The organism is Pacificibacter sp. AS14 (assembly GCF_038899935.1).
Classification (GTDB): Bacteria; Pseudomonadota; Alphaproteobacteria; order Rhodobacterales; family Rhodobacteraceae; genus Celeribacter.
In genome coordinates, this window is the sequence record NZ_JBBMQI010000002.1 from 99,166 (window position 1) to 114,329 (window position 15,164).

The following is a 15,164-nucleotide window of genomic DNA, read 5'->3' on the forward strand; positions in this document are numbered from 1 at the left end:
AAGCTTACAACAACAATTCGGGTGCGCGCCCCATATCCAATTTGGGAAACACTGTGGTTTCAATCACGCTTTTCTCAAGACCAAACAGACTGTGCAACAACCACCCCGCGTGGGCGCGCACATCACTGGTGGGTTTCAAATCGCGACCATTATAAAGATCGGCCTCAGCCAATCCTGGCCATGTGCCAAAGACACGTCCGCCGCGCACAGTTCCGCCTGCCAAAACAGCCGCACCACCGGTGCCGTGATCTGTTCCGCCCCCACCGTTGACCCGCGCGGTACGGCCAAATTCAGTCATCGCCAACACAGTGGTTTTATCCCAAACTGACCCCAAATCGGACTTCAATGTCAGCAACACATCCGCCAATTGTTCCAGCGGCCTGTTGATTGAACTGCGTTGACTGCGATGGGTGTCCCATCCTGCGGTAGAGAAACTCGCAATTCGTGTTTCGTCCAACAATCGCAGTGCTGTGTATTCGGCCAATTCGCGCGTACCACGAATGTTTTTCGTCAGTTTGCCAGCGCGGTTCCCGCCCATGGCTTCATCTCGCGACAAGATTTCGGCCAATTCCAATCCGTTTCGAAACAATGGATCATCGTGATAAATCAATTCCAACAGCTGCTGCGCTTGCCCCGTCATTTCCAAATCTGCATTTGGCGCCCAAGACAATGACGGTGTGTCGCCACTTAAAATCAACGATGGCTCCCGACCAACAGAAATGGCGGTCTCGCGCGCCGCTCCAGGGATCTGCCCAAGCGCGCGGTTGAGCCAACCATCGCCTTCAATCCCATCTGCGCCACCCGTTTCCAGCATATCCTGCCCATCAAAATGAGACCGAACATCACGATAAGGTGTTGATGTGGCATGGATAAACGATAGATCTCCGTCTGCCCACATCGGCATGAGCGGTTCCAACTTTGGGTGAAATCCAAAAAAACCGCCCGTGTGCAACGTGCCCTCAAGCAGGCCTTTGCGGTAGTTTTCAAATTCTGGTGCGCCAACAGGGCGCACCACATCAAGCCCGTCCATTGCGCCGCGTAAAATGATCACCACAAGGCGATTATCAGAGGGCACCGAGGCAAAACTGGCGCGCGACATCAAAGGGTGCGCTGCCACAGAGCAAGCAGTGCCAAGTACAAAATTTCGACGCGAAATATTGGTCATCATAAGCACCTTGCCTTTACCGACGTTGAAAATCTGGGGAGGCCAGCATCAGCCCAGCCCCTTCTGACGTATTAGAAGCTCGCGTCAGTGCTGTTAAAAGCTCGGGACGCGCGGCTTCGCCAAGAACCTTTTCAGCCCACATATTGGGTCTGCGAAATCCGCCCATGCGATCCAAATAAGGCGCGTTCATCGCCCAAGCCACACGTTCGGACAGCAGTTGTGGCGAAATCCAACTTTCCGCATCTTCGGGCCAGCCTTCTGGGCTTGGAGGATACAAAAACATTTGTCCCATAAATCGCAAAGGGGACAGCACGCGTTTCTTGTATTGATTGGGCTTTACTTGCATCACGTCGTCGCCCGTCACCCCGATGGCGACAAAACTTGAGGCGATAAATTCCAGTGGTGTTTTCACTTTGGCACCAAAATCGCGCCAACTGGCAGGATGCGCGAGCATGGCCTCGTAAATACGCGGCAAGTAACCGTTTGAGGCCATCCACGCATCCACCATGCTGTCGACCAGATCAGGATCAGGCACATCCGCCACGAAATGTTGCGCCAATCGCAAGGACACATGGCGGGCGGTCAAAGGATGGTTCGCAAGATCGTATAAAACGGCCTCGATCGCAGCGAAACTTGGCGGGGTCTCACCGCCGTAAGACTGCCCCATCACGGTCGCGACGCCGGGCTCGGCCCGATTGGGTTTAAAATCAGAACGCTGCGCCCCGTTTATGATCTGTCCCGTCAACAGCTGCGCCAATTGGCGCACATCAGTTTGCGTGTACCCTGTACCGACAGTGTGAAGTTCTAGCATTTCACGCGCCAAGTTTTCATTCAGCCCTTTTTTGCGCGATTTGCCATCGCGAGAGTTTGGGCCGATAGAAATATGTTGATCGAGATACATCAACATGGCCGGATGGGTTTCAACGGCGCGCAGCATATCGGAGAAATATCCCATGATGTGGGGCCGAATGGCCTCGTCCACAAACCCAAGCATGGCTCCATCCCAACGCCCGTTGCGTTGGCGCAGTGAGAAATGATTGGTAAAATGCCATTCCAAACGACTGCGCAACGGCGACGGGGTGTCAACAATCCGAGCCAGAGCCCGCGCCGCGTCACTCACATTACTGGCGCGCTGTGTTCTGCGCAGCGCGATCCCCTTTTCCAGCGCGTCTTCGTCACCTGTCTTTTGACCCTTTGACCGTAGTTTTCCAGACTCAATTTCGACCAGAACCGTCTCATAAGAGGCCATCGGCCGATAGACGTCAGGATTGAACTCAGGCACGGACAGAGAGGCAAAGATGTTTGACGCGGTTGCAGGCACATTGACATTGGGCGCGTGGCCATAGCCAAAGCGGATCGGACCAAGGGCTTTGGGAGCAAGCGCTCTAGGAAAAGCAGAACTCATGTGAATGGCAACCTTTTTGGCAGCGTGATGAAGCATACCCCAATATTACCACAAGAGTTGACCCTTGGGATTTAAGATTTTGTGATCAGCTGTTCGCGAGAGATTTATTGCCTATGGCACGACATCTCACTCAAAAGAAAAACCGTCTGGATAGCTGTGCTGCCCGTCAAAATCAGATTTTCCGATATCCAGTCCCGCGGCGCGCAGCGGCGCATAGGCCATGGTGAAATGAAAGATCATATTGGGCAAGGCATAGCGCAGAATGAAATCGTCGCTGTTTTGGGTCAATTCGGCGTGGCCCGCGGTGTGCGTGACGGTTTGGCCGATAAAGTCTGATGGCGTCACATCCCGCAACAGCTCGCGCACATCTGCAGTCAGACTATGAAGCGCATGTGGCGTTGGCGTATCTGGAAAATGTGGCAAAGCACGTCCCGTCACGGGCGCAACCGCGCGGGCGGCAAAATTAATTGCGATGGCCATCTGTTGGCAAACTGGAAACACATCGGGCGCGGCGCGCATCATCAGCAACCCATCGCAATCGGGACGCTGTTCGATCTTGGTCAGCAGGCTTTCGATTTGATCCACATAATGGATAAGCGTGTCAATAATGGATTGCGCATTGTGCATGGAGGCCCCCTTTTGCAAAAGACTACCCAAAGCTTTCCAATAAAAAAAGGCGCGAGGTTGCCCCCGCGCCTGATTAAAGTCGATGTGCCGAGATCTTAGTCTTCGGCAGGCAGCGCGCGCAGGTGCAATTCGCGCAGCTGTTCGTTCATAGGCTCGTTTGGCGCGCCCATCATCAGATCTTCGGCGCGTTGGTTCATCGGGAACATGATAACCTCGCGGATGTTGGCCTCGTCAGCGAGCAACATCACAGCGCGGTCGATGCCCATCGCACAACCACCGTGGGGTGGCGCGCCATATTGGAAGGCGTTGACCATGCCGCCGAAGCGTTTTTCAACTTCGTCTTTGCCGTAGCCTGCGATTTCGAACGCTTTGTACATGATCTCAGGCGAGTGGTTGCGCACTGCACCAGACACCAATTCGTAGCCGTTACAGGCCAGATCGTATTGGTAGCCGAGCACTTTGAGCGGATCACCCATAAGCGCGTCCATGCCGCCTTGTGGCATCGAAAACGGGTTGTGTTCAAAGTCGATTTTGCCGGTTTCTTCGTCTTTCTCGTAGATTGGGAAATCAACGATCCAAGCGAATTGGAAGCTGTCTTTGTCTGTGAGCTTCAGCTCTTCGCCGATCACGTTGCGCGCACGGCCCGCAACGGATTCGAAGGCTTTGGGTTTGCCGCCCAAGAAGAAGGCCGCATCACCAAGGCCAAGGCCAAGCTGCTGACGGATGGCTTCTGTGCGCTCTGGTCCGATGTTTTTCGCCAATGGACCCGCCGCCTCAAGACCTTCGCCTTGGTCACGCCAGAAGATGTAGCCCATGCCAGGCAGGCCTTCTTGTTGGGCGAATTTGTTCATGCGGTCACAGAATTTGCGTGAGCCGCCTTTGGGGGCTGGGATTGCGCGAACCTCAGTGCCTTCTTGTTCCAGCAAGCTGGCGAAGATCGCAAAACCTGATCCTGCAAAGTGCTCGGACACGACCTGCATTTTGATCGGGTTACGAAGGTCAGGCTTGTCTGAGCCGTACCAAAGCGCTGCGTCTTTGTACGAAATCTGTGGCCAGTCTTTGTTGACCTTGCGACCTTTGCCGAACTTTTCGAACATGCCGCCGATGACGGGTTCAACAGTGTCAAAGATGTCTTGCTGCGTCACGTAGCTCATTTCCACATCCAACTGGTAGAAGTCGGTGGGGGAGCGGTCTGCGCGCGGATCTTCGTCGCGGAAACACGGCGCGATTTGGAAGTATTTGTCAAAGCCAGACACCATGATCAGCTGTTTGAACTGCTGTGGGGCTTGCGGCAGCGCGTAGAATTTGCCGGGGTGCAAACGCGATGGCACCAAAAAGTCACGCGCGCCTTCAGGAGAAGAAGCTGTGATGATCGGCGTTTGGAACTCATTAAAGTTCTGCGCCCACATGCGTTCGCGCAGGTCTTTCACCACGTTCGAGCGCATAATCATGTTGTCGTGCAATTTCTCGCGACGCAGATCAAGGTAGCGGTACTTCAGACGCGTTTCTTCGGGGTATTCTTGATCGCCGAACACCATCAATGGCAGCTCGTCAGAGGCACCCAAGATTTCCAGATCGCGGATGAACACTTCAACTTCGCCGGTTGGCAATTTGGTGTTCACTAGGCTTTCATCGCGCGCCATGACAGTGCCATCGATGCGGATACACCATTCGGCGCGTACCTTTTCCATGTCCTTGAACACAGGGCTGTCAGGATCGCAAAGCACCTGCGTGATGCCGTAATGATCGCGCAGATCGACGAACAAAATGCCGCCATGATCACGGATACGGTGGACCCAGCCAGACAGACGAACGGTGTCGCCCACATTGGCCTTGGTCAGTTCAGCGCAGGTATGGCTACGATAGGCGTGCATAATTCGGAATCCTCAGGTCTTGGACTAATATTAGTCGTCGCGCTGATACACCGTTATAGGGCCGGAAAGTCAAGCCTTGCAGGGCGGATCGCGCGGTGTTTCGGGGGTTTTGAGCGACCTGCGCAGTTTAAGCCGGATAAATCCGTCAATTGTTAAAGTCTACTCGGGGAATCATTAGCGCAAAACCACAGGTAAGCTGAGACTATATCCGGCCCAAACCGACACATGATATAGGGTACAGGAGCCCTGCCTTTGAACATTCCTAGAACGGGCGCTATAGCGCTGAAAAGAATCCGCAAACTTTGTGCCAAAAGCCAGCCGCTGCCCCTTGCGTATAGGCGTCGCATGCCTATAACTCACGACAATTTGCTTCCCCCGCCTTTTTGCGGAGGGATTGCGCCTGCAAAAAATACTGGGGTCTGCCATGCCTAAAAGAACCGATATCTCCTCCATCTTGATCATTGGCGCGGGACCGATTGTTATCGGCCAAGCCTGTGAATTTGACTATTCCGGCGCACAAGCTTGTAAAGCGCTGCGCGAAGAGGGCTACCGCGTTATTTTGGTGAACTCCAACCCTGCAACCATCATGACCGACCCCGGTCTTGCCGACGCGACCTACATCGAGCCAATCACAGCCGAAGTTGTCGCCAAGATCATCGAGAAAGAGCGCCCCGACGCATTGCTGCCAACCATGGGCGGACAAACGGGTCTGAACACAGCGCTTGAGCTAGACGACTTGGGCATCTTGGAAAAATTCAACGTGGAACTGATTGGCGCCAAGCGCGCAGCGATCGAAATGGCAGAAGATCGCAAACTGTTCCGCGAAGCCATGGACCGTCTTGGCATCGAGAACCCCAAAGCAACCATCGTTGCAGCCCCTAAATTGCCAAACGGCAAATTCAACATCGCAGCCGGCATGCAAGACGCCTTTGCGGCGCTTGAAGATATCGGCCTGCCGGCGATCATTCGCCCTGCGTTCACACTCGGCGGCACAGGCGGCGGCGTGGCGTACAACCGCGACGATTACGAACACTTCTGCCGCTCTGGATTGGAAGCGTCCCCAATGGCGCAAATCCTTGTGGATGAGTCGCTTTTGGGTTGGAAAGAATACGAGATGGAAGTGGTCCGCGACACAGCCGACAACGCCATCATCGTCTGTTCCATCGAAAACGTCGACCCGATGGGCGTGCACACGGGCGACTCTGTCACCGTGGCCCCTGCCCTCACGCTGACCGACAAAGAATACCAATTGATGCGCACCCATTCGATCAATGTGTTGCGCGAGATTGGCGTTGAAACTGGCGGATCAAACGTTCAGTGGTCTGTGAACCCAGCTGATGGCCGCATGGTTGTGATCGAGATGAACCCACGCGTGTCTCGTTCTTCCGCGCTGGCCTCCAAAGCGACCGGTTTCCCAATTGCGAAAATCGCCGCGAAGCTTGCTGTCGGCTACACATTGGACGAGCTCGACAACGACATCACCAAAGTGACGCCTGCGTCTTTCGAGCCAACAATCGATTATGTCGTCACCAAGATCCCACGCTTTGCGTTTGAAAAATTCGCTGGCTCAGAGCCAAACCTGTCCACCGCGATGAAATCCGTGGGCGAAGTTATGGCCATCGGGCGCACGTTCCACGAATCCATGCAAAAAGCGCTGGCCTCGATGGAAACGGGCCTGTGCGGCTTTGACGAGATCGAAATCGAAGGCGCGCCAGAAAAATCGGCGGTCATCAAAGCCCTGTCCAAAGCCACGCCAGATCGCCTGCGCGTCATCGCCCAAGCCATCCGCTACGGTCTGACGAACGATGAAATCCAAGCGGCGAACGCGTATGATCCTTGGTTCATCGAGCGCATCCGCGAAATCGTTGATGCCGAAGCTGTGATCCGCAAAGAAGGCTTGCCCGTCTCTGAGGACGGCCTGCGCCGCGTGAAAATGCTCGGGTTCACAGACGCACGTTTGGCAATGCTCACAGGTCGCGACGAGGCCAACATCCGCCGCGCGCGCCGCAACTTGGGCGTCAACGCGGTGTTCAAACGCATCGACACCTGTGCGGCTGAATTTGAAGCGCAGACACCTTATATGTACTCCACCTACGAGGCGCCGATGATGGGTGACGTGGAATGTGAAGCGCGTCCATCAGATCGCAAAAAAGTCGTGATCTTGGGCGGCGGTCCGAACCGTATCGGCCAAGGCATCGAGTTCGATTACTGCTGTTGTCACGCCTGTTTCTCGCTGACCGATCAGGGTTACGAGACGATCATGATCAACTGTAACCCCGAAACCGTGTCCACCGATTACGATACGTCTGATCGCTTGTACTTTGAACCGCTGACGTTCGAACATGTGATGGAAATCCTGCGCGTTGAGCAAGACAACGGCACATTGCACGGCGTGATCGTGCAATTCGGTGGTCAAACACCGCTGAAGCTCGCCAACGCTTTGGAAGCCGAAGGCATTCCGATTTTGGGCACCTCGCCTGACGCCATCGATTTGGCTGAAGACCGCGAACGCTTCCAAGACCTCGTGAACCGTCTCGGGTTGAAACAACCGCACAACGGCATCGCGTCCACAGATGCACAAGCCATTGAAATCGCCGCCTCTATCGGCTTCCCATTGGTCATTCGCCCCTCTTACGTTTTGGGTGGTCGTGCGATGGAAATCGTGCGCGATATGGAGCAGCTTAAACGCTACATCTCGTCCGCTGTTGTGGTCTCTGGCGACAGCCCTGTGCTGTTGGACAGCTACCTGTCCGGCGCGGTTGAGATCGATGTCGATGCGATTTGTGACGGCACCGACGTGCATGTCGCGGGCATCATGCAGCACATCGAGGAAGCGGGCGTGCACTCTGGTGACTCCGCCTGTTCCTTGCCGCCTTATTCACTGACCGCAGAAATCATCGCCGAGTTGCATGTGCAAACCCGCGCTTTGGCTTTGGCTTTGAACGTGGTCGGCTTGATGAACATCCAGTTCGCGGTGAAAGACGATGTGATCTATCTGATCGAAGTCAATCCACGCGCCTCGCGCACCGTGCCTTTCGTCGCCAAAGCGGTGAATTCGCCGATTGCCTCTATCGCCGCGCGCGTTATGGCCGGTGAAAAGCTCAACACCTTTGATCTGGTCGACAGCTCTAAAACAGGTCGTTTCGCGGTGAAAGAAGCGGTTCTGCCGTTTGCGCGTTTCCCTGGTGTCGATACCATCTTGGGCCCAGAAATGCGCTCAACAGGCGAGGTCATGGGATCGGACAAAACCTTCGCCCGTGCGTTCTTGAAAGCGCAACTTGGCGCTGGCACGGTTCTGCCGACCGAGGGCAAAGTGTTCTTGTCGATCAAAGATATGGACAAAACCGACGCCACGATTGAAGCGGCCACCACGCTTGTGGATCTTGGGTTCGAAATCATCGCCACACGCGGCACGGCGGCTTTCCTTACCGAAAAAGGTGTCGCCAGCACGATTGTGAACAAGGTTTACGAGGGGCGGCCGAACATTGTCGATATGCTTAAAAACGACGATATCGCGCTGGTTTTAAACACCACCGAGGGCACACAAGCCGTTGAAGACAGCCGCGAAATCCGCAAAGTCGCCCTCTACGATAAAATCCCCTACTTCACCACAGCCGCCGGCGCGCACGCAGCAGCCATGGCGATGAAATCACGGGGTGAAGGCGAAATCGAAGTGGAAAGCTTGCAAGAGCAGGCTTTGTCTTAAGTCAGTTGCTGATAACATGAATTTATGGGCATCCTTCGGGGTGCCCATTTTCGTTGGGGTGTTGCAGCGAAAGTCGGCAAAGAGCCCAAAGTTACCGACGCTGCATGCTGTGCAAAGGTCGGCTTTGCGCAAGGCCCAGTGTGTCAAGTGAACAGTCGTTAACTTGACACACTCCAATAAAAGTCACCATTTTACGATAGAAACAGGGGCTTTTATGCTGTCTAGAACATTTAGTGCTGTTGCATCTTTTTTTCAACTTTTTCCAAGAAAGGTACGGATTGATGAACTTTGAAATAGAGATTTACTCCCCAAGATGGGGCCACACAGATAAATATTCGTTGGAATTTGAGCGTGAAACGCTAACTTTCAAGCAAAAAAATGGGGCATTTCCAGCGGCCACGTTAACAAATATTGAAGGCTGTGATCCAGAATGGGATGATGTTAAAGCAATTTTTAAGATGCTGAGTAATGATAGTATTTACCCGCCGCATGTATTACCAAGTCTACTCGAGCGTGTTTGGCAAGCGTGGCGAAACCATGAACTAGGCTCAGATGAGACCCAAATCCAGCTCATCGAGTTGGCTCGGTATCTAAACGATTGCACTCATGCCAAACCAAAGACTGAGTTTTGGACGCAATATTTTTAAAATTCGAAGAAAGGTGCAGTTGAATGAGTGATTTGGAACAATGCCCGAAGTGTGATTGTTGGTCTTCAGTATCAGAGCACGCAATGGGCGTCCCCGGCGGCGCTTGTCAAGAGCCGATTGATTGCGCGCATTGCGGCCACACCATCCGTGAAAGCCGGACTGACGGATGGTGGAATACGAGCAAGGCGGAACCGCCCTCAACAGCCTCCTAATATTTAACATAATTTAGCTCACCCGATATCGGATCATGGGCAAAAGCGGACGTTGACTGCAAGGCTGGGGGCGGCAGCAAAGTCCTGCAAAGCAGACCGTAATGCAATTCACAAAAATTATACGCTGCCTCCCCCACCTGCGCCACACTGCACCCGCAGCGAAAATCCTTGACTCACGCCGCATTGAGGCGCATAGCGCAGTCATCGACATCCTATGCTGCCGCGTGAGCAGCCGCTCTGAGCTATGCTCCGCGCCGTAGGTAAAGATTTCGGACGCAAACGCGTCCATGGTTCCCACAGTCACGCAAGGGGTCCGGCAGGATAACGCGGTGCGCGCGATGCGCATTGACGGAGACCTTTCCTGCGACCTAATAAAACGCTCCAATTGGGGCGTTCTTTTTGCGTGTGGGTTCTTCTCACAGAAAGAGATACATGACTGATTTTACAATGCTCGGCCTTAAGCCGCGTCTTTTGACTATTCTCAACGAAATGGGCCTTAAAGAGCCGACACCGATCCAAGCCCGTGCCATCCCAGAAGTGATGAACGGCCGCGACGTGATGGGTTTGGCCCAAACTGGTACAGGCAAAACGCTTGCTTTTGGTTTGCCCTTGATGGATCAGCTCTTGGGTGCAGGCACAAAGCCGAACGCGAAAACAACACGCGCTTTGATTTTGGCGCCGACCCGCGAGTTGGTGAACCAGATCGCAGACAGCCTGTTCCCGTTCATGAAAGACACACACCTGAAAATCAACCGCGTGGTTGGTGGTGTGTCTATCAATGCGCAGATCAAACGCCTTGAGCGCGGCACAGACGTGCTGGTGGCCACGCCGGGTCGTTTGATGGATTTGATCGATCGTCGCGCTATCCGTTTGGATGAGACATCGTTCTTGGTATTGGACGAGGCCGACCAAATGCTCGACATGGGCTTTATCCATGCGCTGCGCAAATTGGTGCCAATGCTTGCCAAAGAGCGTCAAACGATGCTGTTTTCTGCGACAATGAACAAACACATGAACGAAATGGCGCAAAGCTATTTGACGTCTCCTGTGCGCATCGAAGTGTCCCCTGTGGGCAAAGCGGCGGATAAAATCACCCAAGAAGTGCACTATGTTGGTCAATCCGACAAACCTGAGTTGCTCAAAAAGCACCTGAGCGCCCACAAAGGTGAATTGGCGCTTGTGTTTGCACGCACCAAACATGGCGCAGAACGGATGTCGAAACAGCTGGAAGCCGCAGGCTATAAATCTGGCTCGATCCACGGCAACAAATCCCAAGGTCAGCGCGAGCGCACGCTCAAGATGGCCCGCGATGGTCAGTTGGATGTTTTGGTTGCGACAGATGTTGCGGCCCGCGGGATCGATATTCCACTGGTGCGCTACGTGTATAACTACGAGCTGCCAAACGTGCCTGAAAACTATGTACACCGTATTGGTCGCACCGCGCGTGCGGGTCGCGAAGGCAAGGCTGTGGCGTTCTGTTCACCAGCAGAGCTTGGCGAATTTCGCGCCATCGAAAAAGTGATGAAAATCTCTATTCCCGTGGCGACACCGGCCTCTTGGTCCGATGACAAAGCGATGCCTGCCGCGAAACGTGGCGGTGGTGGTGGCAATCGTCGCGGTGGCCCTGGTGGCGGCGGCGCAGGCGGCGGTCAACGTCGTGGCGGCCCAGGTGGCGGTGGTTTCAAATCCGGTGGCGGACGCCCAAGTGGCGCGCCTTCTGGCGGCGGCAATCGTCGTCGCAAAGCTACAGCTTAAAGTGCTGCGCCCTTTTCCCTGAAACGGGGCCCTGTCTCAGGGGTGGGGCGACATTTTCAGACAAAAGAAAACGGCGCCTCAATTGAGACGCCGTTTTTGTATCTAATGCTGTGCAAAGATGCGATCAGGTCGCTTCGTCTTCCAAATGCATTTTCATAGACATCAAAACCTGTTGCAGTTCCAACGTCTCGCGCAGCAAGCGTTTGGCCTCGTTGATGGTGATGATACCGTCTTCCATCGAGACTGTGTATTCGCCCATCAACATCGCAAAGCGTTGCGACAAAGCGATCACGTCGTGATTCACCCCGCCCTCTTTTTCAGGCGTGTTCTTTTTCGTGACATCATAAGAGATCGTGATGCCGCGCAACTCGGCCAAAGCCGATGTCACATGCGGATAGCTAGACGCGGCCTCAAGCTGGGCCACGGCGTCCACAGGCATAAACCGGTCCGCGTGCTCGTCAGACGTCGAATAATACCGACCAAGTGTTGCTTTCGATTTTCCTGTCAACGCACAGGCGGCCTCTAGACCTACATCTTTGACCAGCGCTTCTGCGTGCTTCTTTAGATAGTTGCCAGCAGCATTCATCATTAACCCCAATTCAAACCATCGATCACCCCCAGCTTAGGGGGAATTCTTGTCATCGTTTCCCATTATTAAATTTATTAGCACATGGCAAAAGATAGTCTACCTGCTGTTGCAAGGGTTTATGAGTTTTGGCACCTGTTTTGCCAAGCAGATACGTTCGGGTGGAAGTTTTGTGTGGTTCCCGCCACAGGTGTTTAACGAGTGCGTCGATTTTGCGTCCCTCATCCCAATTGTCCGCAAGGACGGCGCGAGGTCATATGTTTAGTACCAGTAGCAGAGCTTCCACCCACCGTACTGTCCAAATTTTTGGACAAAATCTGGCTGAGCACTTGATCAAATCGACGCCATTGGGCAAACGGTGATCTATGGCGAAACTCTATTTTCAATACTCCACGATGAATGCCGGCAAATCTACGTTGCTGTTGCAGGCCTCACACAATTACCGCGAGCGCGGCATGGACACCTATTTGATCACCGCGCAGTTCGACAACCGCGCGGGCGAAGGGCGTATCGCCTCGCGGATCGGCATAGGCGAGCCTGCTGATACATTTGGCATTGATGAGGATATTTTCACTAAAATCCAAGCCCGCTTGGCAAAATCGCCGATCGCATGCATATTCATCGACGAAGCCCAGTTCTTGACCAAAGACCAAGTGTGGCAGTTGGCGCGTGCGGTGGATGATCTGGGCGTACCTGTAATGGCCTATGGTCTACGGGTCGATTTTCAGGGCAATTTGTTTCCCGGATCAGCGGCGCTGTTGGCGCTGGCCGACGAGATGCGTGAAGTGCGCACCATTTGTCATTGCGGCAAAAAGGCCACCATGGTTGTACGCACCACCGACGACGGCACGGTGCTGACATCTGGTGCGCAGGTCGAAATTGGCGGCAACGAGCGCTATGTCTCGCTGTGCAGGCGTCATTGGCGCGAAGAGATGGGCGATCAAACGCCCGATTAGGATGCCCAGCCGTCACATAAAGCCAGAGCGTAAAAAATGACTAGAATTTTATCGCCATTGCCAAAAATCGATTAAATCGCGTTTGGCAGAGGCTTGCCTTGCTCAAAGGCCGACAGATTCTCGAACGCCATAAAGCCCATCGAGGCGCGCACTTCCAGCGCGGCGGTGCCCAAATGCGGCAAAAGACTACAATTTGACAAGTCGATCAAAGCCTGCGGCACCACGGGTTCACACTCGTAAACATCCAATCCTGCGCCTGCGATTTGCCCCGTTTGCAAAGCCGCGATCAAAGCCGCCTCATCCACAATATCGCCCCGCGCGATGTTGACGAGAATGGCATGAGATTGCATTTCAGCCAGCTGATCTGCCCCGATGATGTGACGCGTCTGCGGCGTGGCTGGCAGGGCCAGAACCACCACATCGGCGAATTCCATCACCTCTTCGATGCTATCAAGCTGATGGCACGGCACTTCGAATTCTTGCACTTCGGAGCGGTTGAAACAGACCACATTCATGCCAAAGCCGAAATGACAGCGCTTGGCGATGGCCTTGCCAATACGACCCATACCGATCACGCCCAAGGTCTTGCCAGTGATATGCATCCCCAAGAGTTGCGTTGGCGCCCATCCGGTCCATTTGCCCGCGCGCAGCATCGCTTCGCCCTCTGATGCGCGCCGCGCTGTCATCAAAATCAGCGTCATGGCGATATCGGCGGTGGCATCTGTCACAGCACCGGGCGTGTTGCTGACGGCAATGCCAGCGGCCTGTGCCGCCTCAACATCGATGTGATTATAACCCACACCAAAATTGGCCAGCACCTTGCAGCGCAGATCGCCTTTGAAGGCCTTGGCGGTGAATTGATCGCCCAAGGTGGGCAGGATCGCGTCATAGCTTTGCAAAGCCTCGGCTGCCTCAGCCGATGTCATGGGGGCGCCGGCACGAAAGGTGGTCTCAAAGACGTCTTTAAGCGCTGTCTCAACAGCCTCGGGCAGGGTTTGTGTCACCAAAAGTTTCAATGCAATCGTCCTCCGCGTGGCACAGATTGATCGGGGCGCGCCAAAACCACGCCGCCAGTGTCATCGGACACGCCCAGCACCAAAACTTCGGACATAAATTTGCCGATTTGGCGGGGCGGAAAATTGACCACGGCCATAACCTGCGTGCCGATCAGTGTCTCAGGGGTGTAATGCGCAGTGATCTGGGCTGAAGTTTTCTTTTCGCCCAGTTCATCACCAAAATCGATCCACAGTTTGATCGCGGGCTTGCGCGCCTCTGGGTAGGGTTCCGCGCGGGTGATCACACCTGCGCGGATATCAACTTTCATAAAATCATCAAAGGTGATCGCCTCAGTCATCCCGCCAGTTCCTCATCACGTTTCATAGCCGCTTTGATCGCGCGGTCCAACAGCGGTGGGAAACCGTCGTCTTTGTTCATCAACACGCGCAAGGCTTCTGCCGTAACGCCATTGGGTGAGGTCACATTGATGCGCAATTGTGTTGGAGATTCATCTGCGTCCTCAGCCAATGCGCCAGCACCGCCCACGGTGGCTTTTGCCAATTGCAACGCCATTTCAGCAGGCAAGCCCGCCGCCTCGCCTGCAGCCGCCATGGCCTCAATCAGGTGAAAGACATAAGCCGGACCACAACCAGACACAGCGGTCAAAGCACGAATTTGCGCCTCATCATCAAGGCGCACCACTTGACCCACAGCTTGCAACAATTGATCCGCTAAATCGACTTGCGCAGCGGTGGTTGCAGCATTGCCCACGATCCCCGTGATCCCACGACCAACGGCGGCAGGCGTGTTGGGCATGGCACGAATAATGGGCGTTTTGGCCCCCAGCATGTCTTCATAGGTGGCAATCGTGATGCCTGCGGCGACAGACAAAAACACTGTATCGCTGTTGCCCAGCGCTTGCAGGCTTGGCAACGCATCGCCCATCATTTGCGGTTTGACAGCCAGCAAAACGATGGCGGGGCTTGCGGGCAGATCAACGTTCAAATGCACGCCTGTGCTTTTCAGCCAATCAGATGGGTGCGGATCAAGCACAGTCACCGACGTGGCAGGCAGACCGCCTTTCAGCCAACCTTTGAGCATCGCAGATCCCATCTTGCCGCATCCCAAAAGAACCAAGCCGCGTGTTTTCAGATCGTCCATGAAGCACTCCAATTCCAAGTCAATAAAAAACCCCCTGAGGGGATCAGGGGGCAGTCTATCTTGTCTGATCGGCA

Annotated in this window: 12 protein-coding genes; 4 read left to right on the forward strand and 8 right to left on the reverse strand. The window is 54.4% G+C overall.

The annotated features are described in order from the left end of the window. Window positions 1-4: 4 nt before the first annotated feature. From WNY38_RS03355 to aspS, 4 genes are all read right to left on the reverse strand, one after another. The gene (locus WNY38_RS03355) at window positions 5-1,168 is read right to left on the reverse strand and encodes a DUF1501 domain-containing protein (RefSeq protein ID WP_342855908.1); all 1,164 of its coding nucleotides are present in this window, start codon (window positions 1,166-1,168) and stop codon (window positions 5-7) included. A gap of 13 nt (window positions 1,169-1,181) precedes the next feature. After that, window positions 1,182-2,570 (reverse strand): DUF1800 domain-containing protein, encoded by a 1,389-nt coding sequence (locus WNY38_RS03360; RefSeq protein WP_342855909.1) that lies wholly within the window; start codon window positions 2,568-2,570, stop codon window positions 1,182-1,184. 126 nt (window positions 2,571-2,696) lie between these two features. Then, on the reverse strand, window positions 2,697-3,197 hold the full coding sequence (locus tag WNY38_RS03365) for a DUF1993 family protein (protein ID WP_342855910.1): 501 nt from the start codon (window positions 3,195-3,197) through the stop codon (window positions 2,697-2,699). 95 nt (window positions 3,198-3,292) lie between these two features. After that, window positions 3,293-5,071 carry an aspartate--tRNA ligase gene (aspS, locus tag WNY38_RS03370; protein ID WP_342855911.1) on the reverse strand — a complete coding sequence of 593 codons (1,779 nt, stop codon included), beginning with the start codon at window positions 5,069-5,071 and terminating at the stop codon, window positions 3,293-3,295. Between the two features lie 424 nt (window positions 5,072-5,495). Between aspS and carB the strand changes: the two genes are divergently transcribed. The 3 genes from carB to WNY38_RS03385 all read left to right on the forward strand — a co-directional run bounded on the left by carB (window position 5,496) and on the right by WNY38_RS03385 (window position 11,391). Then, entirely contained in the window at window positions 5,496-8,777 is a 3,282-nt protein-coding gene (gene carB / locus WNY38_RS03375; RefSeq protein ID WP_342855913.1) for a carbamoyl-phosphate synthase large subunit, read from the forward strand. Window positions 8,778-9,058: 281 nt separating this feature from the next. Further along, window positions 9,059-9,424 (forward strand): hypothetical protein, encoded by a 366-nt coding sequence (locus tag WNY38_RS03380; protein WP_342855914.1) that lies wholly within the window; start codon window positions 9,059-9,061, stop codon window positions 9,422-9,424. A 644-nt stretch (window positions 9,425-10,068) separates the two neighbouring features. Beyond that, window positions 10,069-11,391: a DEAD/DEAH box helicase gene (locus tag WNY38_RS03385; RefSeq protein WP_342855915.1), complete on the forward strand. Its 1,323-nt coding sequence runs from the start codon at window positions 10,069-10,071 to the stop codon at window positions 11,389-11,391. A 124-nt stretch (window positions 11,392-11,515) separates the two neighbouring features. Here the strand turns inward: WNY38_RS03385 and WNY38_RS03390 are convergent, their stop codons facing one another. After that, window positions 11,516-11,977, reverse strand: a complete 462-nt coding sequence (locus tag WNY38_RS03390) for a hypothetical protein (protein WP_342856084.1) — start codon at window positions 11,975-11,977, stop codon at window positions 11,516-11,518. Window positions 11,978-12,342: 365 nt separating this feature from the next. Between WNY38_RS03390 and WNY38_RS03395 the strand changes: the two genes are divergently transcribed. Then, window positions 12,343-12,933 carry a thymidine kinase gene (locus WNY38_RS03395; protein ID WP_342855916.1) on the forward strand — a complete coding sequence of 197 codons (591 nt, stop codon included), beginning with the start codon at window positions 12,343-12,345 and terminating at the stop codon, window positions 12,931-12,933. A gap of 71 nt (window positions 12,934-13,004) precedes the next feature. Here WNY38_RS03395 and WNY38_RS03400 read toward each other — a convergent pair whose 3' ends face one another. Genes WNY38_RS03400 through proC form a run of 3 tightly spaced genes read right to left on the reverse strand, consistent with a single transcriptional unit; the run spans window position 13,005 to window position 15,090 of the window. Continuing rightward, window positions 13,005-13,949 (reverse strand): D-glycerate dehydrogenase, encoded by a 945-nt coding sequence (locus WNY38_RS03400; RefSeq protein ID WP_342855917.1) that lies wholly within the window; start codon window positions 13,947-13,949, stop codon window positions 13,005-13,007. Continuing rightward, complete coding sequence (locus WNY38_RS03405; RefSeq protein WP_342855918.1) at window positions 13,946-14,287, reverse strand: tRNA-binding protein; 342 nt, start codon at window positions 14,285-14,287, stop codon at window positions 13,946-13,948. The genes WNY38_RS03400 and WNY38_RS03405 overlap by 4 nt, the downstream gene beginning before the upstream one ends. Then, window positions 14,284-15,090, reverse strand: a complete 807-nt coding sequence (gene proC / locus WNY38_RS03410; RefSeq protein ID WP_342855919.1) for a pyrroline-5-carboxylate reductase — start codon at window positions 15,088-15,090, stop codon at window positions 14,284-14,286. Before proC ends, WNY38_RS03405 begins: the two co-directional genes overlap by 4 nt. Window positions 15,091-15,164: the final 74 nt, after the last annotated feature.

Excerpts from the sequence above, each read along its gene's own strand:
- WNY38_RS03355 (WP_342855908.1), bottom strand. The coding sequence starts at position 1,168 with ATGATGACCAATATTTCGCGTCGAAATTTTGTACTTGGCACTGCTTGC.
- WNY38_RS03360 (WP_342855909.1), bottom strand. The coding sequence starts at position 2,570 with ATGAGTTCTGCTTTTCCTAGAGCGCTTGCTCCCAAAGCCCTTGGTCCG.
- WNY38_RS03365 (WP_342855910.1), bottom strand. The coding sequence starts at position 3,197 with ATGCACAATGCGCAATCCATTATTGACACGCTTATCCATTATGTGGAT.
- aspS (WP_342855911.1), bottom strand. The coding sequence starts at position 5,071 with ATGCACGCCTATCGTAGCCATACCTGCGCTGAACTGACCAAGGCCAAT.
- carB (WP_342855913.1), top strand. The coding sequence starts at position 5,496 with ATGCCTAAAAGAACCGATATCTCCTCCATCTTGATCATTGGCGCGGGA.
- WNY38_RS03380 (WP_342855914.1), top strand. The coding sequence starts at position 9,059 with ATGAACTTTGAAATAGAGATTTACTCCCCAAGATGGGGCCACACAGAT.
- WNY38_RS03385 (WP_342855915.1), top strand. The coding sequence starts at position 10,069 with ATGACTGATTTTACAATGCTCGGCCTTAAGCCGCGTCTTTTGACTATT.
- WNY38_RS03390 (WP_342856084.1), bottom strand. The coding sequence starts at position 11,977 with ATGAATGCTGCTGGCAACTATCTAAAGAAGCACGCAGAAGCGCTGGTC.
- WNY38_RS03395 (WP_342855916.1), top strand. The coding sequence starts at position 12,343 with ATGGCGAAACTCTATTTTCAATACTCCACGATGAATGCCGGCAAATCT.
- WNY38_RS03405 (WP_342855918.1), bottom strand. The coding sequence starts at position 14,287 with ATGACTGAGGCGATCACCTTTGATGATTTTATGAAAGTTGATATCCGC.
- proC (WP_342855919.1), bottom strand. The coding sequence starts at position 15,090 with ATGGACGATCTGAAAACACGCGGCTTGGTTCTTTTGGGATGCGGCAAG.